Origin of the sequence: Arthrobacter sp. fls2-241-R2A-172 (assembly GCF_030208885.1) — a bacterium.
Classification (GTDB): domain Bacteria; phylum Actinomycetota; class Actinomycetes; order Actinomycetales; family Micrococcaceae; genus Arthrobacter.
Window position 1 is genome coordinate 155,954 of record NZ_JARVTB010000003.1, and the last position, 24,771, is coordinate 180,724.

General features: G+C 63.5%; 21 protein-coding genes. 18 read left to right on the top strand and 3 right to left on the bottom strand.

Annotated features, from left to right (window positions below; genetic code table 11):
- Nucleotides 1-60 precede the first annotated feature (60 nt).
- The 15 genes from QRM57_RS06290 to QRM57_RS06360 all read left to right on the top strand — a co-directional run bounded on the left by QRM57_RS06290 (nucleotide 61) and on the right by QRM57_RS06360 (nucleotide 18,555).
- Entirely contained in the window at nucleotides 61-729 is a 669-nt protein-coding gene (locus QRM57_RS06290) for a response regulator transcription factor (RefSeq protein WP_284985952.1), read from the top strand.
- Nucleotides 730-807: 78 nt separating this feature from the next.
- Nucleotides 808-3,351: a DNA helicase PcrA gene (pcrA, locus tag QRM57_RS06295; protein ID WP_284985953.1), complete on the top strand. Its 2,544-nt coding sequence runs from the start codon at nucleotides 808-810 to the stop codon at nucleotides 3,349-3,351.
- A gap of 148 nt (nucleotides 3,352-3,499) precedes the next feature.
- A complete protein-coding gene (locus QRM57_RS06300) occupies nucleotides 3,500-4,936 on the top strand; it encodes a putative Ig domain-containing protein (protein ID WP_284985954.1) in 1,437 nt (478 codons plus the stop codon).
- A gap of 17 nt (nucleotides 4,937-4,953) precedes the next feature.
- The gene (locus QRM57_RS06305; protein WP_284985955.1) at nucleotides 4,954-5,643 is read left to right on the top strand and encodes a hypothetical protein; all 690 of its coding nucleotides are present in this window, start codon (nucleotides 4,954-4,956) and stop codon (nucleotides 5,641-5,643) included.
- A gap of 253 nt (nucleotides 5,644-5,896) precedes the next feature.
- Nucleotides 5,897-7,066: an ADP-forming succinate--CoA ligase subunit beta gene (gene sucC / locus QRM57_RS06310; RefSeq protein ID WP_284985956.1), complete on the top strand. Its 1,170-nt coding sequence runs from the start codon at nucleotides 5,897-5,899 to the stop codon at nucleotides 7,064-7,066.
- 11 nt (nucleotides 7,067-7,077) lie between these two features.
- Complete coding sequence (gene sucD, locus QRM57_RS06315; protein WP_284985957.1) at nucleotides 7,078-7,980, top strand: succinate--CoA ligase subunit alpha; 903 nt, start codon at nucleotides 7,078-7,080, stop codon at nucleotides 7,978-7,980.
- A 242-nt stretch (nucleotides 7,981-8,222) separates the two neighbouring features.
- Complete coding sequence (locus tag QRM57_RS06320; RefSeq protein WP_257368881.1) at nucleotides 8,223-8,627, top strand: tautomerase family protein; 405 nt, start codon at nucleotides 8,223-8,225, stop codon at nucleotides 8,625-8,627.
- 162 nt (nucleotides 8,628-8,789) lie between these two features.
- On the top strand, nucleotides 8,790-9,794 hold the full coding sequence (iolC, locus tag QRM57_RS06325; protein ID WP_284985958.1) for a 5-dehydro-2-deoxygluconokinase: 1,005 nt from the start codon (nucleotides 8,790-8,792) through the stop codon (nucleotides 9,792-9,794).
- Complete coding sequence (locus tag QRM57_RS06330; RefSeq protein WP_284985959.1) at nucleotides 9,791-10,756, top strand: Cgl0159 family (beta/alpha)8-fold protein; 966 nt, start codon at nucleotides 9,791-9,793, stop codon at nucleotides 10,754-10,756. Before iolC ends, QRM57_RS06330 begins: the two co-directional genes overlap by 4 nt.
- A 26-nt stretch (nucleotides 10,757-10,782) precedes the next feature.
- Complete coding sequence (gene iolD, locus QRM57_RS06335; RefSeq protein WP_284986234.1) at nucleotides 10,783-12,708, top strand: 3D-(3,5/4)-trihydroxycyclohexane-1,2-dione acylhydrolase (decyclizing); 1,926 nt, start codon at nucleotides 10,783-10,785, stop codon at nucleotides 12,706-12,708.
- Between the two features lie 43 nt (nucleotides 12,709-12,751).
- Nucleotides 12,752-14,263 (top strand): CoA-acylating methylmalonate-semialdehyde dehydrogenase, encoded by a 1,512-nt coding sequence (locus QRM57_RS06340; protein ID WP_284985960.1) that lies wholly within the window; start codon nucleotides 12,752-12,754, stop codon nucleotides 14,261-14,263.
- Nucleotides 14,264-14,295: 32 nt separating this feature from the next.
- A complete protein-coding gene (locus QRM57_RS06345) occupies nucleotides 14,296-15,213 on the top strand; it encodes a sugar phosphate isomerase/epimerase family protein (protein WP_284985961.1) in 918 nt (305 codons plus the stop codon).
- Between the two features lie 33 nt (nucleotides 15,214-15,246).
- The gene (locus QRM57_RS06350; RefSeq protein ID WP_284985962.1) at nucleotides 15,247-16,260 is read left to right on the top strand and encodes a Gfo/Idh/MocA family protein; all 1,014 of its coding nucleotides are present in this window, start codon (nucleotides 15,247-15,249) and stop codon (nucleotides 16,258-16,260) included.
- A gap of 10 nt (nucleotides 16,261-16,270) precedes the next feature.
- Nucleotides 16,271-17,143, top strand: coding sequence for a sugar phosphate isomerase/epimerase family protein (locus tag QRM57_RS06355; RefSeq protein WP_284985963.1), 873 nt, complete (start codon nucleotides 16,271-16,273; stop codon nucleotides 17,141-17,143).
- On the top strand, nucleotides 17,140-18,555 hold the full coding sequence (locus QRM57_RS06360; RefSeq protein WP_284985964.1) for a sugar porter family MFS transporter: 1,416 nt from the start codon (nucleotides 17,140-17,142) through the stop codon (nucleotides 18,553-18,555). Before QRM57_RS06355 ends, QRM57_RS06360 begins: the two co-directional genes overlap by 4 nt.
- Nucleotides 18,556-18,620: 65 nt before the next feature.
- On the opposite strand, the gene iolB is transcribed toward QRM57_RS06360, so the two are convergent.
- Entirely contained in the window at nucleotides 18,621-19,514 is an 894-nt protein-coding gene (gene iolB / locus QRM57_RS06365) for a 5-deoxy-glucuronate isomerase (RefSeq protein WP_284985965.1), read from the bottom strand.
- 14 nt (nucleotides 19,515-19,528) lie between these two features.
- On the bottom strand, nucleotides 19,529-20,269 hold the full coding sequence (locus QRM57_RS06370) for a GntR family transcriptional regulator (RefSeq protein WP_235519041.1): 741 nt from the start codon (nucleotides 20,267-20,269) through the stop codon (nucleotides 19,529-19,531).
- Between the two features lie 306 nt (nucleotides 20,270-20,575).
- Between QRM57_RS06370 and QRM57_RS06375 the strand changes: the two genes are divergently transcribed.
- The 3 genes from QRM57_RS06375 to QRM57_RS06385 all read left to right on the top strand — a co-directional run bounded on the left by QRM57_RS06375 (nucleotide 20,576) and on the right by QRM57_RS06385 (nucleotide 23,634).
- Nucleotides 20,576-21,571, top strand: coding sequence for a substrate-binding domain-containing protein (locus tag QRM57_RS06375; RefSeq protein WP_284985966.1), 996 nt, complete (start codon nucleotides 20,576-20,578; stop codon nucleotides 21,569-21,571).
- A gap of 65 nt (nucleotides 21,572-21,636) precedes the next feature.
- The gene (locus tag QRM57_RS06380) at nucleotides 21,637-22,695 is read left to right on the top strand and encodes an ABC transporter permease (protein WP_211712910.1); all 1,059 of its coding nucleotides are present in this window, start codon (nucleotides 21,637-21,639) and stop codon (nucleotides 22,693-22,695) included.
- Nucleotides 22,696-22,707: 12 nt separating this feature from the next.
- The gene (locus QRM57_RS06385; protein ID WP_284985967.1) at nucleotides 22,708-23,634 is read left to right on the top strand and encodes an ATP-binding cassette domain-containing protein; all 927 of its coding nucleotides are present in this window, start codon (nucleotides 22,708-22,710) and stop codon (nucleotides 23,632-23,634) included.
- 57 nt (nucleotides 23,635-23,691) lie between these two features.
- Here QRM57_RS06385 and QRM57_RS06390 read toward each other — a convergent pair whose 3' ends face one another.
- Nucleotides 23,692-24,705 carry a LacI family DNA-binding transcriptional regulator gene (locus QRM57_RS06390; protein WP_284985968.1) on the bottom strand — a complete coding sequence of 338 codons (1,014 nt, stop codon included), beginning with the start codon at nucleotides 24,703-24,705 and terminating at the stop codon, nucleotides 23,692-23,694.
- Between the last annotated feature and the right edge of the window lie 66 nt (nucleotides 24,706-24,771).

The following is a 24,771-nucleotide window of genomic DNA, read 5'->3' on the forward strand; positions in this document are numbered from 1 at the left end:
CGAAACGTGTCACCTAATATGGTGACGACTTAGGCAGAATCATATGTGGGGAGGTCTGAAATGCTGCGCTACCCACTATCCCGACCCACCATCGAAGTGGACATCGTCGAAGACCACGCGGTCCTGCGGGAGGGCCTCGCCCAGTGGATCCAAGCCAATGCCCCAGGGATCCGGGTTGTGGGAAAGTTCGCTTCCTGGGCCGAAGCTGCCGCCCACATCGGAGCCCTCTCGGATGTCGTGGTCCTGGACGTCCTGCTGGGCGACCATGTGCCGCTGCGCGCAAAAATCCAGGCAATCCTCTCCGCCGGGCCACAAGTGGTGGTCTGCAGCTCAGTCCTCGATCCGGCCGTCATGAGGCAGGCTATTGCGGCGGGCGCCCTGGCGTACATCCCCAAGACCGTGTCGGCCGGCGTGGTGGAAAATGCGATCCGCAACGCAGCGCTGGGAAAGCCATATGTTACGGCGGAAGTCGCGGCCGCACTGGCTGCCGAGCGGTCCGGGCCGGTGTTGTCGGCCCGGGAACACCAGGTGGTGTCCCTTTACCTCGGCGGGACCGCCGGAACCCTCGCCGAGACGGCCAACGTCCTGGGGATTTCCGTCGATGGGGTGAAGAAGCACCTGGCGTCGGTGCGGCGAAAGTTCCAGGACGGTCCCGACCCACTGACCAGGCCCGCACTCAGGGACAGGCTGGTTGCAGGAGGCTGGCTGGTGGAGGACCCGGACCACTAGTGTTCGAAGGCCTGGAACCAGGGTCTGTGGACAACGCGCCGCTGACTGTCAGGGGCACCGCCTAGACTGGTAGGCACCATGGATATGTTGTTCGACCCCTACGCAGACGGCCCCTTCAAAGCAGGCACCAAAGCCCCAGCCAAGGCTGCCCCGGAGCTTTCCGGCTCCGGTGGAGGCCTGGGTGGCGCCCGACTGCAGGAGGGCAACGGCGGCTCATCGGGCCCTTCCGACGGGCCTGCCTCGGGAGGGTGGAGCAACAACGGTGCGTCCGGCCTGCCGTCCGCGGATGCGCTCCTTCAAGGGTTGAACCCGCAGCAGGAAGAAGCGGTCAAGCACGCCGGGAGCCCCTTGCTGATCGTCGCCGGCGCCGGTTCGGGCAAGACCCGCGTCCTGAGTAACCGCATCGCCTACCTCATCGCCACTAAGCGCGCCCACCACGGCGAGATCCTGGCCATCACGTTCACCAACAAAGCCGCAGCAGAAATGCGGGAACGCATCGAGGCATTGGTAGGTGCCCGTGCCAAGGCCATGTGGATCTCCACGTTCCACTCCTCCTGCGTGCGCATCCTGCGCAGGGAAGCCGCGAACGTCGGCCTCAACTCGAACTTCTCAATCTACGACTCCGCGGATTCGCTGCGCCTTATCACACTGGTGTCCAAGAACCTGGACCTGGATCCCAAGAAGTTCCCGCCCAAGGCCATCCAGCACAAGATCTCCGCCCTGAAAAATGAGCTGATCGACGCCGACTCCTACATTTCCTCGGCCAACCACAACGACCCTTTCGAGCAGGCCGTGGCAGAGGTCTTCAAGGGCTACGCCCAAAGGCTACGCCAGGCCAACGCCATGGACTTCGACGACCTCATTGCCGAGACCGTCTACATGTTCCGCGCGTTCCCGGCGCTCGCAGAGTCCTACCGGCGGCGTTTCCGGCACGTACTGGTGGACGAGTACCAGGACACCAACCATGCCCAGTACGCGCTGGTCCGGGAGATCGTGGGCCTGGGCTCCGAGGCCGGGGTCGAACCGAGCGAACTCACGGTCGTGGGCGATTCCGATCAGTCCATCTACGCCTTCCGTGGCGCCGACATCCGCAACATCGTGGAATTCGAAGCGGACTACCCCAACGCCCGGACCATCAAGCTTGAACAGAACTACCGCTCCACCCAGAACATCCTCAGCGCCGCCAACTCGGTGATCTCACGCAACCCCAACCGCCAGGAGAAGCGCTTGTGGACTGCGGAGGGCGACGGCGAAAAGATCGTTGGCTACGTGGGCGAGAACGAGCACGACGAAGCCCAGTTCATAGCCAAGGAAATCGACCGCCTGCAGGACGAGGACGGGCTGCGCCCGGGCGACGTCGCCATCTTCTACCGGACCAACGCACAGTCACGGTCCATCGAAGACGTCCTGGTCAGAGTGGGCCTGCCGTACAAGGTTGTGGGCGGCACGCGCTTCTATGAGCGCAAGGAAATCAAGGACGCCCTGGCTTACCTGCGCGTCCTGGTGAACCCGGACGACGACGTCAACCTCCGCCGCGTACTGAACGAACCCAAGCGGGGGATCGGTGACCGTGCGGAGGGCGCTGTTGCGGCTTTGGCGGAGCGGGAACGGACGTCCTTCATGGCGGCCGCACGCCGGGCGGACCAAGCTCCGGGAATGGCCACGCGCTCGGTGAACGCGGTGCTCGGATTCGTGAAACTGCTGGATGACCTCGCCGAAGTTGCCTCGGGCTCGGGTGCTGCGGCAGCCCTGGAAGCGGTGCTGGAACAGACCGGTTACCTCGCCGGCCTGCGAGCAAGCAACGACCCCCAGGATGAGTCCCGGGTGGAAAACCTTGCTGAGCTGGTGGCCGTGGTCCGTGAATACGAACGCGACAACCCCGAAGGCACACTCGGCGAGTTCCTCGAACAGGTCTCCCTGGTGGCCGATGCCGACCAGATTCCGGACGCACCGGGCGCAGACATCGACGCCGCAGTGGCAGAGGCCAAGCGCATGGGCGTGGTGACCCTGATGACGTTGCACACGGCCAAAGGCCTGGAGTTCCCGGTGGTGTTCCTTACAGGTATGGAACACGGGATCTTCCCGCACCAGCGCTCGGCCACCGATCCCAAGGAACTGGCTGAAGAACGGCGCCTGGCATACGTCGGATTGACGCGTGCCCGCAAGCGGCTCTACGTTACGCGCTCCGAGGTCCGGAGCATGTGGGGCCAGAGCCAGTACAACCCTGCCAGCCAGTTCCTCGAGGAAATTCCCTCCGAGCTGGTGGAGTGGAAGCGTGAAGGCATGAGCCGCCAGGCCGGTGGCTGGGGAAGCGCCCCTATCGGCTCCAACCGTTACGGTGGTTCGTTCTGGGGTGCGGGTACCTCCCGGGGAGCCGCCGCCAGCCCCACCGCAGGTTTCGACGCCGACGTCCCTGCCGCCGTCGCACGCAACAGGGTGCAGCCACAGAAGGAAGTCATTTCCGTGGTGGTGGGGGACAAGGTCAACCACACAAGCTTCGGCAACGGCGTGGTTCTCGGTGTTGAGGGCGCGGGGGACAAGACCGTTGCCAAGGTGAAGTTCGACGTCGGCGAGAAGCGCCTGCTGTTGCGTTACGCGCCCCTGACCAAAATCGACGCCTAGACTTTCGCAGCTCCGCCCCTCGCCGCTAGCCATTGCCACGGGCGCAACACAACCCTAGACTGACCGGGCGTTGTCTGGGGGCCAATGCTGTCTCTGTCCCTCTCCGTGCGACGCTGAATAGTTGCAATCCTGTCGGGGAAGGACGCGCATGGGCACCATGGCTGGGGAACGTGGAATTGTGGTCAAGGCTGCGAGGATGGTGTTGGCTGCGGCGTTGGCGAGTGCCTTGACGCTCCAGTTCGCGCCGCCTGGCCTAGCGGAAGCGGAGCCATACGTGCCGCCGGGCGGCCAGGCAGCAACGGCCATTGCCACTCCGACCGCCAGCGCGGCGCCGGCCATTGCCACTCCGACCGCCAGCGCGGCGCCGGCCATTGCCACTCCGAGTGCTTCCCCGATGCCCACTGCCACTCCGACGCCGAGTGCCAGCGCAGCGGCAACGCAGCCGCCCGCCGTCGAACCACCTGTAACTGAACCGCTCGCAAGCGTCGAAGCTGTTGATCCATTGGCAGTGCGGTCCTACATGGACAGGGGGTACCTCACCAAGGCGTACGATGCGCCGTTGGTGATTTCCGGCGGAACTGCTCCGTACACAGTGACTGTCAGTGACGTCCCGCCGGGGCTGACGTTTGACCCTGCAACTCTCAGGTTTACCGGCACGCCTACGGAGGAGGGGTACTTCCGGATGCCGGTCACGGTGATTGACTCGTCGCAGCCCGCGCAATCTCTCGCACGGGAGGTCGCGATCGATTTCTTTGACTATGAATTACCCCGATTCCAAACCGTGACGCGCACGGAAAAGTTCACTGACGGGGTGGTGGGCGCCTGGTACAAAGAGGACATTTGGGTCGGTACGGCGGGGGCCATGCCCTTCACCACGGCCGTGGTTTCCGGTGCACTTCCGCCGGGGATGACATGGGAAAAGAACGGCGCATCCGGTACTCCAACTGCAGCGGGCACTTACAAATTCACGGTGCGGGCCACGGATCTTTTTGAATCGGCCGACGGGGAGTTCACGTTGACTGTTCGGGCGTCGGCGCCACAGTCCACCGGTTTCACCGTGCCGGACGCGGTCCTGGGTGAACCGTATTCGGCGAAGATCGCCTCCGTTACAGGAGGCGTGGCTCCGTATTACTTCTGGTGGTCGACCCCCCGCCATATGGCCGGCAGCCTGTCGTGGCACGATCCGGGACCGGACGGACTCACTATCGATGCCAACGGGGTGTTGCAAGGTACTCCAACCCGTGCGGGAACTTTCCAGATCTGGGTGAACTTCAGTGACTCCGGACTCTACAACCAGGGAATCTTCTCCACCGTCGTTACGGTTCTTGCCACCCGCCCGCCCGTGGTCGAACAGCCACCTGCGGTGGTGGTGCCGCCCGCAGCGGTCGACCCTTCACCGCCGCCGTCGTCCGTGGTTCCGGCAGGGTCCGTGGCGTCGACGTCCGGTGCTGAACTCGCCGCGACCGGCCTGGCGTCGGGAAGCCTTCCCACCACGATGTGGGCCGTCGCAGGCCTCCTGATCCTTGGTGCGGCGTTGTCTGCAGCGGGCCGGCTCCGGTTTCGCGGCCGGCAGAGCGGCGCCTGACGGGCATAATAGGTGGCATGCGACGGACTGTATGGGGGATTGTTGCCGCTTTGATGGTGGTTCTGGCCTCGGGCTGTTCCTTTGCCACCAAGGATCCGGACTACGTTCCGCCGGCTCCGTTGCCGCCGCTGGAGCAGCTCCAGCAGGTCCCGGTTACGGAGCAGACCACCTTGTCCGCGGGCGAGGACGTGACCGCCTTCGTCACCGCTGACCGGAACATCGTCTGTGCCATGACATCCTCCCGCGGCGGGCACCTCAACCTGCCCTATGAGCCCAATACCTACTCGGACGCGGCGAACAACAAGTTCGCCGTAGTCCCGGTGGTGCACTGTGAGTTGGCCAAATACGGCAAGCCTGATGTTGCGGACATCGCCGACGACTGCGCCGGCACCGGCCTGGGCTACCTTGGCGGGACAGTGCTGCTGTCCCCGGACAAGGCGGTCTATGGCGCGTGCCGTTCCGGCGTAACACAAATGGAGTCCGAGTTCGGTCCCAAAGGAAGCCGCAACGGACCCATTTCCAAGCTGCGCGAACTGGCTGACGGGCAAAATATCGAGCGCAACGGTCTTCGGTGCTCGGCCTACAACAGCGGAGTCGCCTGCGGAAACGTCTCCGGGGGCGTGGCGTTCTTCGTAACCAGGGACGGGTACCAGCTGATTTCCGACGGCGGCAAAACGGTCCGCGGGACCCTGAAACACACGCCGTAGCTGGCCTCGGCCAGCCCAAAAACCCCGACTTTATGCGGTTTTTCTACATCCGATAGAAGTGTAAGGTTACTCACTTAACGGGTAGTGTGTAGCTGGCGGGACTCCCTAAAGGGCTAAAGTTCCGAGAGGACCTTACGCAATGTGACCGGCTTCAATCCGGTTGTTGACCGCGTACTCTCCGCAGCTGGCTATCGCGGTCATCGCGGTTCCCGGCTGAACAGAAAACTACTTCGACGTAGAAGGACACTAAACCGTGGACCTGTTTGAATATCAGGCGCGCGATATGTTCGAAGCGCACGGTGTACCCGTGCTCGCCGGCATCGTGGCGCACACTCCTGAAGAAGCAAAGGCAGCTGCCGAGAAGATCGGCGGCGTAACTGTCGTCAAGGCACAGGTTAAGGTTGGTGGCCGCGGCAAGGCTGGCGGCGTCAAGGTTGCCAAGACTGCCGAAGAGGCGCTTGAGCACGCCACCAACATCCTGGGCATGGACATCAAGGGCCACACCGTCAACAAGGTGATGATCGCGCAGGGTGCTGACATCGCCGAGGAATTCTACTTCTCGGTCCTCCTGGACCGGGCCAACCGCAACTACCTGGCCATGTGCTCGGTTGAGGGCGGCATGGAAATCGAGCAGCTTGCTGTCGAGCGTCCCGAGGCACTTGCCAAGATCGCGATCGACCCCGCTGTAGGCATCGACCAGGCAAAGGCCGACGAAATCGTCGCCGAAGCAGGTTTCGCTGAAGAACTGCGCGGCAAAGTGGCCGATGTCATTCTGAAGCTCTGGGACGTCTTCAAGAAGGAAGACGCAACCCTGGTTGAGGTCAACCCCCTCGTCCGCACCGGCGCAGGCGACATCGTTGCCCTCGACGGCAAGGTTTCCCTGGACGAGAACGCTGACTTCCGCCACGTGCACCACTCCACGCTGGAGGACAAGGACGCAGCTGATCCGCTCGAGGCCAAGGCCAAGGCGCAGGACCTCAACTACGTCAAGCTCGACGGCGAAGTAGGCATCATCGGCAACGGCGCCGGTCTTGTGATGTCCACCCTGGACGTCGTTGCTTACGCAGGCGAAAACCACGGCAACGTGAAGCCGGCAAACTTCCTGGACATCGGCGGTGGAGCTTCTGCCGAGGTCATGGCCAATGGCCTGGACGTCATCCTGGGCGACTCCCAGGTCAAGAGCGTGTTCGTGAACGTCTTCGGCGGCATCACCGCTTGTGACGCTGTTGCCAAGGGCATCGTTGGTGCACTGGCCGAGCTCGGTACCTCCGCGAACAAGCCGCTGGTAGTTCGCCTCGACGGCAACAACGTCGAGGAAGGCCGCCGCATCCTGACCGAGGCCAACCACCCGCTGGTTACCCTGGCCGCCACCATGGACGAGGGCGCCGACAAGGCCGCCGAGCTCGCCAACGCAGCTAAGTAAGGGACCCGAGAATGTCTATCTACCTCAACAAAGACTCCAAGGTCATCGTTCAGGGCATCACCGGCGGCGAAGGCACCAAGCACACCGCACTGATGCTCAAAGCCGGCACCAACATTGTCGGTGGCGTCAACGCCCGCAAGGCCGGCACCACGGTCCTGCACGGCGACAAGGAAATCACCGTCTTCGGCACCGTCAAGGAAGCCATGGCTGAAACCGGCGCGGACGTTTCCATCGTCTTCGTACCGCCGGCATTCACCAAGGACGCAGTGGTTGAAGCCATCGAAGCCGGCATCGGCCTCGTTGTTGTCATCACCGAAGGTGTTCCGGTCCAGGACTCCGCCGAATTCTGGGCCCTGGCCCAGTCCAAGGTGGACGCTGACGGCAAGCAGGTTACCCGCATCATCGGACCGAACTGCCCCGGTATCATCACCCCCGGTGAAGCACTGGTTGGCATCACCCCGGCGAACATCACGGGCAAGGGCCCCATCGGCCTGGTCTCCAAGTCCGGTACCTTGACCTACCAGATGATGTACGAACTCCGCGACCTCGGCTTCTCCACCGCTATCGGGATCGGTGGCGACCCCATCATAGGCACCACGCACATCGACGCCCTGGCTGCGTTCGAGGCTGACCCCGAGACCAAGGCAATCGTCATGATCGGTGAAATCGGTGGCGACGCTGAAGAGCGCGCAGCCGACTTCATCAAGGCCAACGTCACCAAGCCGGTTGTCGGCTACGTGGCTGGCTTCACGGCTCCTGAGGGCAAGACCATGGGCCACGCAGGCGCCATCGTTTCCGGCTCTGCAGGCACCGCCCAGGCAAAGAAGGAAGCCCTCGAAGCTGCTGGCGTGAAGGTCGGCAAGACGCCGTCCGAGACCGCCAAGCTGCTGCGCGAAGTTTTCGCTACGCTCTAGCTTTTACAGCTAACTCACGACGACGGCCCGGCACCTTCCCCACGGAAGGTACCGGGCCGTCGTCGTACTCCAACCCTCGTTGTGGGGCCCGCTCTGCGCGGCATGCGCGGGTCGAGGGGCGCAGAGCGGGCCCCGCAACGCAGGAACAAAGGCCTGTCCGGAAGATCCGGGCGGGCCTTTGCTGTATCCAGAATGGACGTAGTTTGTTAGTATGTTAGGACAAACTATTCGAAGGGAATGCAATGCCACTTGTGCGAATCGACGTGAACCAGGGCCGCTCCGCGGAGGAGTTGACAGCTCTCAGCCGAGCCATCCACGACGCCATTCTGGGTGAGTACGGAATTCCGGAGCGCGACTACTTCCACATCCTCACTGAGCATCCGCAGGGGCAGATCGTGGCGCAGGATGCAGGGCTTGGCTTTGAGCGGACTGCTGGTGTGGTGATGATCCAGATCTTTACCCAGGAAGGTCGGAGCCAGATGGCCAAGAGCTCCCTCTTTGAAGCCATCGCGAGCCGCTTGGCGGCAGTGGGAGTCCGTGGCGAGGATGTCTTTGTGGGCTACGTCGAAAACACTGCGGGGGACTGGTCCTTCGGCTTCGGGCGCAGCCAGTATGTCACCGGAGAACTGGCTGTTCCGCGCAAGTAAAAGCAGTCTGTGTCATGTTGTAAATATGTCAGTACAAACCTTTGACAGGACATGAAATCTGGTGCAAAGTAGTCATGTGGCCCCGCTCACTGAGGGGTGGCAAGGCATCGGGGCCCAGCGCTCAGAGGTTCAGAGTTCACAAGAGAAAGGTCAACGATCATCGTGACCCACGAACTGCTCACAATCGGGCGCATCAGCGTTGATATCTACCCGAACGACATCGGAGTGGACCTGGAGGACGTGACGTCCTTCGGCAAGTACCTCGGAGGTTCGCCCTCCAACGTGGCTGTGGCGGCCGCCCGGCACGGACGTCGCACTGGCGTGATCACGCGGACCGGCGACGACGCATTCGGCACATACCTCCACCGGGAACTGCGCAAATTCAACGTGGATGACTCGTTCGTTTCACCCGTGACCCAATACCCCACGGCGGTGACGTTCTGCGCCATCAAGCCCGCAACAGACGAATTTCCGCTCTACTTCTACGGCCGCTTTCCCACGGCCCCGGACCTGCAGATCCAGGCCGAAGAGCTCGACCTGGACGCGATCCGCGAAGCCAGGATCTTCTGGTCCACGGTGACCGGCCTGTGCCAGGAGCCCAGCCGCGGTGCACACCTCGCAGCACACCAGGCCCGCCCCCGGACCAGCCTGAAGGAAGGCCAGTTCACCATCCTGGACCTGGACTACCGGCCGATGTTCTGGAACTCCGAGGAAGAGGCGCGTGCCGAGGTCGCCAAGATCCTCCCGTACGCCACGGTGGCAATCGGCAACGACAAGGAATGTGCCGTAGCCGTTGGCGGGGGGACGCCCGACGAGCAGGCGGACCGTCTGTTGGCGGCCGGTGTCGAGATCGCCGTCGTGAAGCTTGGCGCTGAAGGCGTGATGGCCAAGACCCGCACCGAGCGTGTGGTCTCAGCGCCGGTCCCGGTGGAAACCGTCAACGGCCTGGGTGCCGGCGACTCCTTTGGGGGCGCGTTCTGCCACGGCCTGCTGTCCGGCTGGCCCTTGTCCGAAGTCCTGGACTACGCAAACGCCTCGGGCGCAATCGTCGCCTCCCGCGTTTCGTGCGCGGATGCCATGCCGACGCCGGACGAGGTCACCTCGCTGCTCGCCGAACGCGGCCGCCCCATTCCCGGTGCCACCCTTACCGAAGGAGCAGTGCGTTGAGCCCCAACGATGACCCCCGTCGCTATGAGCACCTGAGCCGGATCCGGCTCGAAGATCCGGAGGCCGTCGCCCGCGCAGCTGCCACCCGCCGTCGTCATCCTGGCCTGAAGCACGGCGTGCAGAACTTCATCGTCGCAGCAGACCACCCGGCCCGCGGCGCCCTGTCAGTGGGCACGGACCCCATGGCCATGGCTGACCGCCGGGAACTGCTGGACCGTTTGCAGATCGCTTTGGCGAACCCGGCCGTGGATGGCATCCTGGCTTCGCCGGACATCATGGATGACCTCCTGCTCCTGGGTGCACTGGAAGGGAAGCTGGTGTTCGGTTCCATGAACCGCGGCGGCCTGGCTGGCCTGGTCAACGAGTTCGACGACCGCTTCACCGGCCACACGGCAGCTGCCTTGGAAGCGCTGGGCGCTGATGGCGGCAAGATGCTCACCCGCATCTGCCTGGGCGACCCGGATACGGTTGCCACCCTTGAGGCCACCGCCAAAGCCATTGATTCGCTGGCCGAGCGCAAACTCATCGCCATGGTGGAGCCGTTCCTGTCCATCCGCGACGCCAACGGCAAGGTCCGCAACGACCTCCGCGCGGACGCCGTGATCAAGTCGGTGGGCATCGCCGAAGGTCTCGGTTCCACCAGCGCCTACACCTGGATGAAGCTTCCGGTGGTGAAGGACATGGAGCGCGTCATGGCCTCCACCACCTTGCCCACCGTTCTTTTGGGCGGGGACCCGGACGGCAGCCAGGATGAAGTTTTCGCTTCCTGGCAGGCGGCCCTTGCACTGCCCGGAGTCCAGGGCCTCACTGTGGGGCGCACGCTGTTGTACCCGCACGACGGCGATGTTGCAGGTGCCGTAGCCACGGCCGCCTCGCTGCTGAACGCCCCGGCGCCCGCTGCCGCTGCCAACGCAAACGGCCATGCCTCCTCAGACCGCATTCCAGTGAAAGTATCGGAGTAAGACCAGTGGGAACAGCAACCCGTCGGATGACCGTGGCGCAAGCCGTGGTGGAGTTCCTGTCCAAGCAGTACACCGTTGACTCTGTTGATGGCGTTCAGTTCCGTGAGCGCTTGATTCCGGGGACGTTCGGTATCTTCGGCCACGGCAATGTGGCCGGCGTGGGCCAGGCCCTGAAGCAGTACCAGGCCGCGGATCCCGCGATCATGCCCTACTACCAGGGCCGCAACGAGCAAGCCCAGGTCCACCAGGCCGTGGGCTACGCCCGTCACACCCGTCGTCGCCAGACGTTCGCGATCAGCACCTCCATTGGTCCTGGCTCATCGAACCTGCTGACCGGCGCGGCGCTGGCCACCACCAACCGCCTGCCCGTTCTGCTGCTGCCCTCGGACACGTTCGCTACCCGCGCTGCTGACCCGGTGTTGCAGCAGTTGGAGTTGCCGTACGCCTACGACATCACGGTGAACGACGCGTTCCGGCCGTTGTCGAAGTTCTTTGACCGGGTCTCCCGGCCGGAGCAGTTGTTCTCCGCGTTCCACCACGGCCTCCGGGTCCTGACTGATCCGGCCGAAACGGGCGCAGTGACGATTTCCCTGCCACAGGACGTCCAGGCCGAGGCCTTCGATGTGCCCGAGGAGTTCCTGGCTGAGCGTGAGTGGCGGATCCGCCGCCCTGAGGCGGAGGACGATGACATCCGCCGTGCCGTGGAGGCCATCCGCGCCGCGAAACGCCCACTGATCATTGCCGGCGGCGGTGTCCTGTACGCCTACGCAAATGACGAACTTTCCAAGTTCGCTGAGCTGACGGGAATCCCGGTGGGCAACACCCAGGCCGGCGTCGGCGTCCTGCCTTGGGACCACAAGTTGTCGCTCGGTGCCATCGGCTCAACCGGTACGACGGCGGCCAACGCCATCGCTGCCGAAGCGGACCTGATCATCGGGATCGGCACGCGCTACGAGGACTTCACCACAGCGTCCCGTACGGCGTTCCAGAACCCGGACGTGAAGTTCGTGAACATCAACGTCGCGCCGATCGATGCCTACAAGCACGGCACGACGCTGCCGATCGTCGCCGATGCCCGCAAGGCATTGGTGAAGTTGAACCAGGCCTTGGGTGGTTATCGCGTTGGTGCCGACCTCGAAGAGAAGGTTGCGGCGGAGAAGAAACGCTGGAACGCGATCGTGGACGAAGCCTTCGAAACCCGTTACACGCCGTTGCCGGCCCAGAACGAAATCATCGGCGCCACCAACAAGGCCATGGACGACCACGACGTTGTCATCTGTGCCGCGGGGTCGCTGCCCGGTGACCTGCATAAGATGTGGCGCGTCCGGGACCCGTTCGGCTACCACGTGGAATACGCGTACTCCTGCATGGGCTACGAAATCCCCGGCGGCCTCGGCGTCAAACGAGCAGCACTGGCCGAAGCCGCAGCCGGCGGCCCTGACAGGGATGTGGTGGTCATGGTGGGGGACGGCTCCTACCTGATGATGCACACCGAGCTGGTTACCGCCGTCGCCGAACGCATCAAACTGATCGTGGTCCTCATCCAGAACCACGGCTACGCGTCCATCGGTTCGCTGTCCGAGTCCCTCGGTTCCCAGCGCTTTGGTACCCAGTACCGGGTCCTGGACAAGGAGCAGCACAGCTTCGACGCCGGCGAGAACCTTCCCATCGATTTGGCCACCAATGCCGAGTCCCTGGGCGCCAAGGTCATCCGGATCGAACCGGGCGACAACGTCATCGAAGCCCTCGGTGCGGCGATCAAGGAAGCCAAGGCAGCTCCGGAGACCGGTCCGATCGTTATCCACGTCGAGTCCGATCCCTTGTTGGACGCCCCGAGCTCCGAGTCCTGGTGGGACGTCCCCGTCTCGGCAGTCTCCGAGCTGGAATCCACCCAGCAGGCCTACAAGACGTACACAGACCACAAGAGCCGCCAGCGCAAGCTGCTCGGCTGAATCCCAGACACACAGATCCCACAGACCACAAGGAAGTCCGCACATGTCGACGACGACCACACTGACCACCATCCACCACTTCATCAACGGCGCTGAAACCACGGGCGAGGGCGACCGTACCCAACCGGTGTACAACCCGGCCACCGGCCAGGTCACCGCTGAATTGCGCCTGGCCAACGAGGCGGACCTGAACACCACGGTCGCAGCGGCCCGCAAGGCAGCCGATACCTGGAGTGACATTTCCCTGGCCAAGCGCACCGCCGTCTTGTTCAAGTTCCGTGAACTCGTCGCAGCCCACGTGGACGAGCTGGCCGAGCTAATCACCGCTGAGCATGGCAAGGTCCTTTCCGACGCGAAGGGTGAGATCGGCCGTGGCCTGGAAGTCATCGAGTTCGCCTGCGGCATCCCGCAGCTGCTCAAGGGCGACTACTCGGACCAGGTCTCCACCGGGATCGACGTCTTCTCTTTCCGCGAACCCCTGGGCGTCGTTGCCGGCATCACGCCGTTCAACTTCCCGGTCATGGTTCCGTTGTGGATGGCGCCGATGGCCATCGCCACCGGCAACGCGTTTATCCTCAAGCCGTCCGAGCGCGACCCGTCTGCTTCGATGCTCCTGGCCAAGCTCTGGAAGCAGGCCGGCCTGCCCGATGGCGTGTTCCAGGTCCTGCACGGTGGCAAGGAGACCGTCGACGGCCTGTTGACGCACCCGGACGTGGATGGCATCAGCTTCGTTGGTTCCACCCCGATCGCCCAGTACGTCCACGAGACCGCCACCAAGCACGGCAAGCGCGTCCAGGCCCTGGGCGGGGCGAAGAACCACGCAATCGTGCTCCCGGACGCTGACCTGGACAACGCCGCCGACCACCTCGCCGCCGCCGCGTTCGGCTCCGCCGGGGAACGCTGCATGGCCATCTCGGTGGCCGTCGCCGTCGGGGACGCCGCGGACCTGATCGTGAAAAAGGTCGAAGAACGGGCCCTGGCCGTGAAGGTCAACAACGGCACCGAGCCCGACGCCGAAATGGGCCCGGTCATCACCCCGGCCTCCAAGGAACGCATCGTCAAGATCGTCACCGAAGCCGAAAAGGCCGGTGCAGCGATGGTGGTGGACGGCCGTGACCTGGTGGTCCCCGGTCACGAAGACGGCTTCTGGGTAGGTCCCACCGTGATCGACCACGTCAAAACCGAGATGACCGCCTATACCGAAGAAATCTTCGGACCCGTCCTGGTGGTAGTACGCGTTGATACCCTCGAGGACGGCATCAACCTGATCAACTCCAACCCGTACGGCAACGGCACCGCCATCTTCACCTCCAACGGCGCAGCAGCGCGGAAGTTCCAGCGCTCCGTCACCGTGGGCATGGTCGGCATCAACGTCCCGTTGCCCGTGCCGGTGGCCTACCACTCCTTCGGCGGCTGGAAGAATTCCCTCTTCGGCGACAAGCACATCTACGGCCCCGAAGGCGTTTCCTTCTACACCCGCGGCAAGGTCATCACGTCCCGCTGGCCCGAGCCCACCCACGCCTCCGGCGCTTCCTACAACTTCCCCTCCAACTAAGTCCCCCCGCCGCAAAGGAAGACAACGCTGTCATGACTGACGTCGAGAACAAACTGATCATCGGCACCGCCCCGGACTCCTGGGGTGTCTGGTTCCCGGATGATCCCCAGCAGACTCCGTGGGAGCGATTCCTGGATGAGGTTGCGGAGTCCGGCTACAAGTGGATCGAACTTGGCCCTTACGGGTACCTGCCCAACGACCCCACCCGCCTGGCGGAGGAACTGAAACAGCGGGACCTCCAGGTCACGGCGGGAACGGTCTTCACCGCCTTCCACCGCGGTGCCGGCCAGTACGACGAAGCGTGGGAGCCGGCCCGCAAGGTCGCGGAACTGACCGCGGCCATGGGCGGCGAACACATCGTGGTCATCCCCGCCATGTGGCGCGACGACGTCACCGGCGAAGCTGTGGAGAACGGCGAACTCACGGACGAGCAGTGGGCGGACCTCTTCGCCGGCCACAACCGGATGGGCAAGGTCCTCCTGGAGGACTTCGGCCTGCACCAGCAGTTCCACTCCCACGCGGATTCACATGTGGGCGCGCAAAAGGACATCGAAACCCTGCTGGCCGCCACGGATCCGCAGTACTTGAACCTCTGCCTGGACACTGGACACGCGGAGTACTGCGGAGCTTCCAGCCTGGAACTGATCAAGAACTACCCGGACCGCATCGGCTACCTGCACCTCAAGCAGATCAACCCTCAGGTCCTGGCCGAAGTCAACGAGAAGAACATGACCTGGGCGGCTGCCAACCTGGCCGGCGTCATGACCGAGCCGCCGAACGGTCTCCCGGACCTGCGCGCAGTCATCGAAGCAGTCGAAGCGCTCAACCGGCCCATCTTCGGCATCGTGGAGCAGGACATGTACCCGGTAGCGTTCGATGTGCCGATGCCCATCGCCAAGCGCACCCGCAACTACCTGCTTTCCTGCGGTTCCCGTACCCGCGTCCAGTAGCACCCCAGAAGAACTTCACGAAGGACAGATACAGTGACTAAGACTCTCCGCGTTGCCGTCATCGGCGCAGGCCGCATGGGTGCGGACCACATCAAGCGCCTCAGCACCCGCATCCACGGCGCTGAAGTGGCCGCCGTCGTCGACGTTGACCTCGCCAGGGCCCAGGCCGCCATCGAGGGTATCGACGGCGCCGTGGCACTCGCCAGCGCAGACGAAGCGCTCAACAATGGCGACGTGAATGCCGTGCTGATCGCCACTCCGGGCTTCCTCCACGAGGAAATCCTGTACAAGGCATTGGAGAAGGATTTCCCGATCCTGTGCGAGAAGCCATTGACCCCCGACGCCGAAAGCGCCTGGAAAGTTGTCCAGGCTGAGCAGGCTCTGGGCCACAGGCGCATCCAGGTGGGCTTCATGCGCCGCTTTGACGCCGAGTACTCGGCACTGGGTGCCATCATCCGCAACAGCGAATTGGGGGAGTTGTTGATGCTGCACCACCAGCACCGCAACCCGAGCACGCCTGAGGGCTTCACCAACGAGATGCTGATCAACGACTCCGTCGTGCATGAGTTCGACGCCATCCGCTACTTCACGGGTGAGGAAATCACCTCCGTCCAGGTCCGCCTGGGCAAGCCGACCCGCAGCGCACCCAACGGCCAGCACGACCCGCAGCACGTGCTGCTCGAAACCGAGTCCGGTGTGCTGGCCGACGTCGAAATCTACGTCAACGCCAAGTTCGGCTACCAGGTGGCCACGCAGGCGTCCTTCGAGGATGGCATCGTGAGCATCGGCGGGGACAACGGCCCCTACGTTCAGGCAGCCGGTAAGTGGGGCGGCAATGTCACCCCGGGCTTTGAGGAACGTTTCGGAGCAGCGTACGACGTCGAGGTGCAGGCTTGGGTGGATGCCGCCCTTCGCGGGGAAATCGGTGGACCCACGGCTTGGGACGGGTACGCCACTGCAGCATGCTGCGAGGCTGGTGTCGAAGCGCAGAAGTCGGGCGAAAAGGTCAAGGTCCAGTTGAACACCAAACCGGACCTGTACAAGTAGGGGACTGAGCATGAAAATCGCCCTTGACCCCACACCGTTCCACCACAGCCACGGCCTGCTCGAATTCCCCCGGGTTGCGGCAGACCTTGGTTACAAGTACCTGCAGATGACCCCGCATGCGGACCTCATCCCGTTCTACAACCATCCCAAGGCCGACGACGAGCTGGTAGGCAAGCTGAAAGCTGCGTGCAAGGATGCCGGCGTCGAGATCGCCTCTGTCCTGCCGGTCCTGCGCTGGTCCGGCCCGGACGAAGACGCACGCGAGGCAGCCGTCCGCTACTGGAAGCGGGCTATCCAGATCGCAGTGGACCTCGGCGTCCAGACCATGAACACAGAGTTCAGCGGCCGCCCTGAGAAGGCAGAAGAGTCCGAGCGTGCGTTCTACCGTTCCATGGAGGAACTGCTGCCGATCATCGAGCGCGAGGGCATGGACGTCCTGATCGATCCGCACCCGGACGACTTCGTGGAAGACGGATTGGCAGCTTTGCGCGTCATCCGCGGCATCAACTCGCCGAATATCGGCATGGTGTACGTGGCATCGCACACCTTCCACATGGGCAACAAGCCCCTGGAGATCATGCGGGCTGCCGGCGACAAGCTGCGGCTGGTGCACGTATCCGACACCATGGACCACCATGCGTCCCACGGCTTGCGGTACATCACCAATCCGCCGGGCAACGCCGTCCGCGTCCACCAGCACCTGAAGATCGGCGACGGCGACGTGAACTGGGACGAGTTCTTTGGCGGGCTGAAGGAAATCGGCTTCCTGGACAAGGAGAACACCGTCATGGTCTCTTCCGTGTTCGCGGAGGACGAGAATGCCGAGGACGTCTCCCGGTACCAGCTCAAGACAATGGTCGACTACGTCGCCCGGACAAAATGACGGTTGGTTCGCTCCCCGTAACCGCAGGGAAAACCGGCCAGCCGGCCAACCCCAGGAAATTCCTTCGCAAGGTGGCGCTGTTCTCCACGTTCGGCGGCCTGCTGTTCGGCTATGACACCGGCGTGATCAACGGTGCCTTGCCGTTCATGCAGAAAGACCTGGGCCTGACGCCGTTGACCGAGGGCCTCGTCACTTCGATGTTGCTCTTCGGTGCGGCGTTCGGTGCCATCAGCGCCGGACGTTTGTCCGACCGCTTCGGCCGCCGCAGGACCATCATGGGCCTGGCCGTCATCTTCGCCGTGGCCACCGTCGCCTGCTCCCTTGCACCAACCACGGAGCTGCTGGTGCTGGCCCGCACTGTCCTGGGCCTCGCCGTCGGCGGTGCCTCGGTGATCGTCCCGGTGTACCTGGCTGAAATGTCGCCTGCCGCGCAGCGCGGCAGGATCGTCACCCAAAACGAACTCATGATTGTGACGGGCCAGTTCCTGGCTTTCACGTTCAACGCGGTGCTCGGCAACCTGTTCCCTGAAGAGATGCACGTGTGGCGCTGGATGCTGGTTATTGCCACCCTGCCCGCCGTCATTCTGTGGTTCGGCATGCTCATACTGCCCGAGAGTCCCCGCTGGTTGGCGTCCTCGGGCCGGTTCGGCGAGGTGATGGATGTCCTGCGGCGGACCCGCGCCGCCGATGACGTCTCTGCGGAGTTCGACGACGTCCGGCGCGCCGCGCGCGAGGATTACCAGTCCCGGATGGGCACCTTCAAGGACCTCACCGTGCCGTGGATACGCAGGATCTTCGTGGTGGGACTGGGCCTTGCCATCATCAACCAGATCAGCGGCGTCAACGCCATCATGTACTACGGCACGTCCATCCTGTCGTCCTCCGGTTTCGGCGACCAGGGCGCGCTCCTGGCAAATGTGGTCAACGGTGTGACTTCCGTGGTTGCCGTGATCGTGGGTATGTCGTTGATGACCAGGCTTCCCCGGAAGGCGATGCTCATTGCCGGGCTATCCGGTACCGCGGTGTCGCTCACAGCCATTTCGATCATCTCTGTCGCGGTTCCGGAGGGAACCCTGCGCGGGTACCTTGTCCTGCTGTTCATGGTGACTTTCCTGGCCTCCATGCAGTCGTGCATTGGTACGGTCACCTGGTTGACCCTGGCAGAGATCTTCCCGCTGCACGTGCGCGGGGTGGGAATGGGAATCTGCGTCTTCGTGCTCTGGATGTTCAACTTCCTGGTGGGCTTCTTTTTCCCGCAAATGGTTGCCTGGATGGGCGTCTCGGCGACGTTCCTGGTGTTCGTTGCGCTCCAACTGGTGGCCATCGGCTGGGTGAAACGCGCCATGCCCGAAACCAAGGGGAAGAGCCTCGAAGAGCTGGAAGAGTTCTTCAAGGCCGGTTCACGACCCTAGCGCAAGGCTTCAGAAGCATACAGCGAAGGCCGCCTGGAACATCCAGGCGGCCTTCGCTGTGTGGGTTACGCGCCGAACGGGAGCCGCGGATCGGTGTCCTGACCTTCCCACGTTTGGCGGATCCAGCCGTGGTGGGGGTCGTCGCTGATGAGCCAGTCACGCACGCGGCCGGGGCCGGCCATGACGTTCAGGTAATACAGGTCGTAGCCCGGGGCGGCCATAGCCGGTCCGTGCCAACCGTAGGGGACCAGCACGACGTCGCCGGTACGCACCTCGGCGGAGACGTCGATGGGACGCTCGTCGGAGGCGTAGACGCGGGCATAGCCGACCGGATCCGTGTCCTCCGGTGCCTGGGACCCCGGGGCAACGCGGGTCTCGAAGTAGTAGATCTCCTCGAGGCTGGTCTCGCCGTCCTTCTCCTCATCGTGTTTGTGGGGAGGGTAGGAGGACCAGTTACCGGCAGGGGTGATGACCTCGCACACGATGAACCGGTCGGCTTCCAGCGCAGCCGGCGTGCCAAAGTTGTGGACCTGGCGTGAGCAGTTCCCTGCTCCGCGGAGCTCCACTGGGGTTTCCTTGGCCGTGATCAGGCGGGTGGGATAGCCGGCTTTGGCGGGCGCCGTCGCAATGGCCACCCTGCCGCCGTCGTTCGAGCTGATGCTGACGGCCTTGTCGATCCCCGTGTACAGGACGTCACTTGGCCCGTGGAAAACCGACTGCCGTCCCGCGAGGCTGTACACGCCGTCGTCGACCGTTACGGTGAAGGATCCGCTCAGCGGCACCACGATGCGCTCCTCCGGAGCCGCGGGAAGCTCGACGGCGGCACCTGCGGCGAGCGTCGCGACCTTCAGTCCCGTGTGGGCCCAGCCGTCTAGGGCGAGCGTGGAATCGGAGGTTCCCAGGGAGATGTCCCATTTACCGTCAGTGGCTGTTCCCAGCGGGTATACCCAGTTGGTCATGTGTGTGTCCTTGTTTAGCGCTGTACGAGTGTCATTTCAAAGCTGTAGGAGTCTGCGCGGTAGACGTGGTGGCCGGTTTCCACCATGCGTCCGGTGTCATCCACCGCGGTGCGTTCCATGGTGACCAGCGCCGATCCCACCTCGGCTTCGAGGAGCGGAGCCTGGTAGTCGTTGGCGATCATCGCGCCGATCCGTTGCGAGGCCAGCCGGAAGTTGACCCCGCCGCGGCGCAGGATCGCGTAAAGGCCTTCCTTGGCAAGCTGTGCCTCGTCCATGCTGGTGATGTCGTCGCGGACCCAGTTCTCCATGAGCGCCAGGGGCTTGCCACCTACTTTGCGCAGGCGGGTGAAGTGGTAGACCTTGGAACCGGCCGGCAGTTGCAGGGCGGTCAGCGTTGCCGCGTCGGCTTCGATGTGCGAGAAGCTGAGGACGTCCGTGGTGGGCTTCTTGCCGTTGTTGCTGAGGTCGTCATAGAGGCTGGAGAGTTCCAGGGGCCGGCGGACCTGGCTTGAAACCACCTGCGTTCCTACGCCACGCTTCCGGACCAGGAGCCCGGCCCGGACCAGTTCATCCATGGCTTTGCGCATGGTGGGGCGGGATAGGTTCAGCTGTGCCGCGAGGTCGATTTCGTTGTCCAAGCGGCTACCGGGTTCCAGGATGCCGCTGTGGATGGCGGCCTCGATTCCTTGAACCACCTGATGGTAAAGCGGTACGGGGGACGAACGATCGATGCTGAGACTGAGTTGGTTCGCCACTGGATTCTCCTAGACGCCTGCTGAGGCCGGCCGGGGGAGCGGGTCTGCGGCTCCTCTGCCGGATGGTAGCGTATGTCCGCTCATGTTCTCTTGATAGGACATACTGCCTTTTTCTGATGATAGCAGCCGCGGTTGGGCCGTCAAGGAAGGGGTGGGTTCGGCCTTCACGATAGCGATATTACGTTAAAACATCCTAATGTCAGGACAAACTATTGACAAAGTGTGAGGTCAGTCACCATGATCTGAGTAGCAGGTGTTCCGGATACGAGTCCCGGAAACCTGAAGCTGACATCAAAGGAGATAACGGTGGCAAAATTCTCATGGCGCAAAGCGGCGGTCGTCGCAGCAGTGGTTCCCCTGGTGGCACTGAGCGCCTGTTCAAGCCAGGGCGGCAAGCCGGCCGATAACGGCGGCGCCGCAGCCGCTGGCCAGGTGGCATCAACTGACCGGATCAAGGTAGCGCTGATTACGCACGCCGCTGCCGGCGACACGTTCTGGGACATCGTCCGCAAGGGTGCCGAGGAAGCATCGGCGAAAGACAACGTTGAACTCCTCTACACCAGCGACCCTGAGGCCGGTCGCCAGGCGCAGCTGGTCCAGCAGGCCATTGACCAGAAGGTGGATGGCATCGCCGTCACCCTGGCAACCCCGGACGCGCTGAAGGATGTCCTCAAGAAGGCCTCCGACGCGGGCATCCCGGTGGTCAGCCTCAACGCCGGCGAATCAGTCTCCAAGCAGTTGGGTGCCTTCACCCACTTCGGTTCCAACGAGCAACTTGCCGGCGAAGCAGTCGGCACCAGGCTCGCCTCCGAGGGGTACAAGCACCCCGTCTGCGTGATCCAGCAGCAGGGCCACGTTGGCCTTGAAGCCCGTTGCGCCGGTGTGAAAGCCAAGGTGCCCGCAACCGAAATCCTGTACGTGGACGGCAAGGACATGACTGCGGTCCAGTCCACCGCCACGGCAAAGCTCCAGGCCGCCAAGGACGCCGACGTCATCATCGGCCTCGGCGCTCCGATCACCCTGACCCTGCTGAAGTCCGTCACTGACGCCGGCAGCTCGTCGAAGGTTGCCAGCTTTGACCTCAACGCAGACCTTGCCCAGAAGATCGTGGACGGCGCCGTGATCTTCACGGTCGATCAGCAGCCGTGGCTCCAGGGCTACATGTCCGTTGACTCCCTGTGGCAGGCCAAGCGCGGTGGCTTCAAGATCGGTGGCGGCCAGCCCGTCCTTACCGGCCCAACCATCGTGGACAAGACCAACGCATCCGATGTCCTCAAGTTCGCCCAGCAGGGCGTCCGCTAGATCCAGGAACCAGGCTGCGCGGCGGCTCCCTGCCGCGCAGCCTGACCAACAAGGAGTCCTCCCCTATGGCAAACACAGCAACCCTGCCGCCGGCGCCGGCTACGGCCCCCGGCGATGAACGGATCGGGCGGCGCAGCCCCCTCCAGAAGTTCCTCGCAAGGCCCGAAGTTGGAGCATTGGTGGGCGCGGTGGTCCTTTTCATTTTCTTCGCGTCCGTTTCGCAGACGTTCACCCAACCCAACGCACTTGCTACCGTGCTCTACGGCTCATCGACCATCGGAATCATGGCGGTAGGTGTGTCCCTGCTGATGATCGGTGGGGAGTTCGACCTCTCCACCGGTGTTGCCGTGATCTCCTCCGCACTCACCGCGTCGCTGTTCAGCTGGAACTTCTCCCTGAACGCCTGGGTCGGCGTGGGGCTGGCCCTGGTGGTCTCCCTGGGCATCGGTTTCATCAACGGCTGGATCCTCGTCAAAACCAAACTGCCCAGCTTTATCGTCACCCTGGCCACATTCCTGATGCTTACCGGCCTCAACCTGGCACTCACCCGCCTCATCGGCGGCAGCGTATCCTCGCCGTCGATCTCCAAGCTGGACGGCTTCGAATCAGCACGTGCGGTCTTCGCGTCCTCCGTCAGCATCGGCGGGGTGGAGGTCAAGATCACGGTCTTCTTCTGGATCGTCCTGGTGGCCGTGGCCTCGTGGATCCTGCTGCGCACCCGGATCGGGAACTGGATCTTCGCAGTAGGCGGCGACGCAAACGCCGCCCGCGCCGTGGGTGTTCCGGTAACAAAGACCAAGATCGGACTCTTCATGGCCGTGGGCTTCTGCGGCTGGATTCTGGGTATGCACAACCTGTTCGCCTTCGACGCCGTGCAGTCCGGCGAGGGAGTGGGCAACGAATTCCTTTACATCATCGCGGCCGTCATCGGTGGCTGCCTCCTGACCGGCGGCTACGGCTCCGCAGTGGGTGGTGCTATCGGCGCCTTTATCTTTGGCATGGCCAACAAGGGCATCGTGTACGCACAATGGAATCCGGACTGGTTCAAGTTCTTCCTGGGCTTGATGCTGCTGCTGGCCACCATCGTCAATCTCATCGTCAAGCGCCGGGCAGAGCTCAAGTAAGGGGCCGGAACAATGAACGCACAACAGATCGATCAGCAAACCCTGCTGAAAGGCGAGAAGGATCCCTTGACAAACACACCGGTCCACCTGCTGTCCCTCGATGGAGTGGGCAAGCACTACGGCAACATCATCGCGTTGCGGGATGTCACCATGGCCGTGGACAACGGCCGTGTCACCTGTGTCCTGGGTGATAACGGTGCAGGCAAGTCAACCCTGATCAAGATCATCGCCGGCCTGCACCAGCACGACGAAGGCACCCTGCACGTGATGGGCGATGCCAGAAAGTTCAACTCACCAAGGGACGCGCTCGACGCCGGTATTGCCACGGTGTACCAGGACCTGGCAGTTGTTCCGCTGATGCCCATCTGGCGCAACTTCTTCCTCGGCTCTGAACTGACCAAGGGATTTGGACCGTTCAAGAGCATGGATGTCCAGAAAATGAAGGAGATCACGCTCAGCGAACTGGCCCAGATGGGCATCGACCTCCGCGATGTGGAGCAGCCCATCGGTCAGCTGTCCGGCGGTGAGCGCCAGTGCGTGGCGATCGCGCGCGCCGTGTACTTCGGGGCCAAGGTCCTGATCCTTGACGAGCCCACTGCGGCACTTGGCGTGAAGCAGTCCGGCGTGGTGCTCCGCTACATCCTGCAGGCCCGCGACCGTGGCCTGGGCGTCATCTTCATCACCCACAACCCGCACCACGCTTTCCCCGTGGGCGACCGGTTCCTGTTGCTCAAGCGGGGCAAGTCGATTGGGTATTACGACAAGAAGGACATCACCCTGGATGAGCTGACGGCCCAGATGGCCGGCGGTGCAGAACTCGCAGAGCTGGCCCACGAGTTGGAGCAGCTCGGTGGCCACTCCGACGCCCTTGAGGAAGTCAAGGCCGAGGTGGCCGGTGTGGAGGAATCCGTTCCGGAAAACGCCACTAAGCGGCACTGACGCGATAGCTGCTGAAAGTCCTGCCCGGAGCGCATGTTGGCTCCGGGCAGGACTGTTTTAGGCAAGGAGCCAACCCTGGCGAAGCGGTGCCGTGGTGCCCCGCAGGGCCAGGGTTGGCTCAATGAGCTTGCGCTCCGGTGCCAGTGTCGGATCCGCTATGCGGGCCAGTAGCCTGCGGGCGGAGTCCGCCCCAACAACGTCGCTGCGGTTGTCGATGGACGTCAGGTCCAGGAAACGCGACTTGGCCAAGGGGGAGTTGTCGTAGCCGATCACCGAAACGTCGGCAGGTACTGACAGGCCGCGTGCTTTGATGGCTGCGAAGGCGCCCAGGGCCATGGAGTCGTTCGCTGCGAAGATCGCAGTGGTGTCCGGATGGCGCTCCAGGAGCCGGCTTGCTGTCTCGTAGCCGTCTTCCTCCGACGTTCCGGTGGACTCGCTGATGACAGGCTCGACGCCGGCAGCTTCCACGGCGCGACGGTAACCGGCGCGCCGGTGTGCGGAGGCGCCGTCGGACCCTGAGACGTGGCCGACGCGGACGTGGCCCAAACCCAACAGGTGGTTGGCTGCCATGCTTCCGCCGCCGTCGTCGTCGTTGGAGATGAGGTCGGCGCCCTTCGGCACGCCTTTGCGCCAGCCGGCCACCACGGTGGGTACCCAGGTCTTGGCGAGCATGGCCTCGCTCGGTTCGGCGGCTATCACCAGCGCATCGACGTGCATGGCAAGCAGACCGTCTGTTGCTTCCTTGATCCGGTTTTCGCCCGGCCTGGAGTCCGCAAGCATCACCTGGTACCCAAGGTTTGAAAGGACTGATTCCATTCCCCGGAGCAGGTCAACGAACCAGGGGTTCCGGTAGTCATCGATGACCAGGCCGATGCTTTTCGTGCTGCTGCTTGCCAGGGTGGTGGCGGCACGGCTCGGCCGGTAGCCCAGTTCAGTGATGGCGTCCCGGACGGCGTTACGGCGCTTTTCGCTGATTCTTTCGGGGTCTTTGAGGAACAGCGAAACCAACGACGGCGAAACGCCGGCTTGGGTGGCGACGTCGTAGAGCGTGGGGCGTCGGTTGTTGTTCAACGTATTTGGCTGCCTTTCGTATCCTCCCCCGAGGATAGTCCGTTAAGGATTGACAGGACATATAGA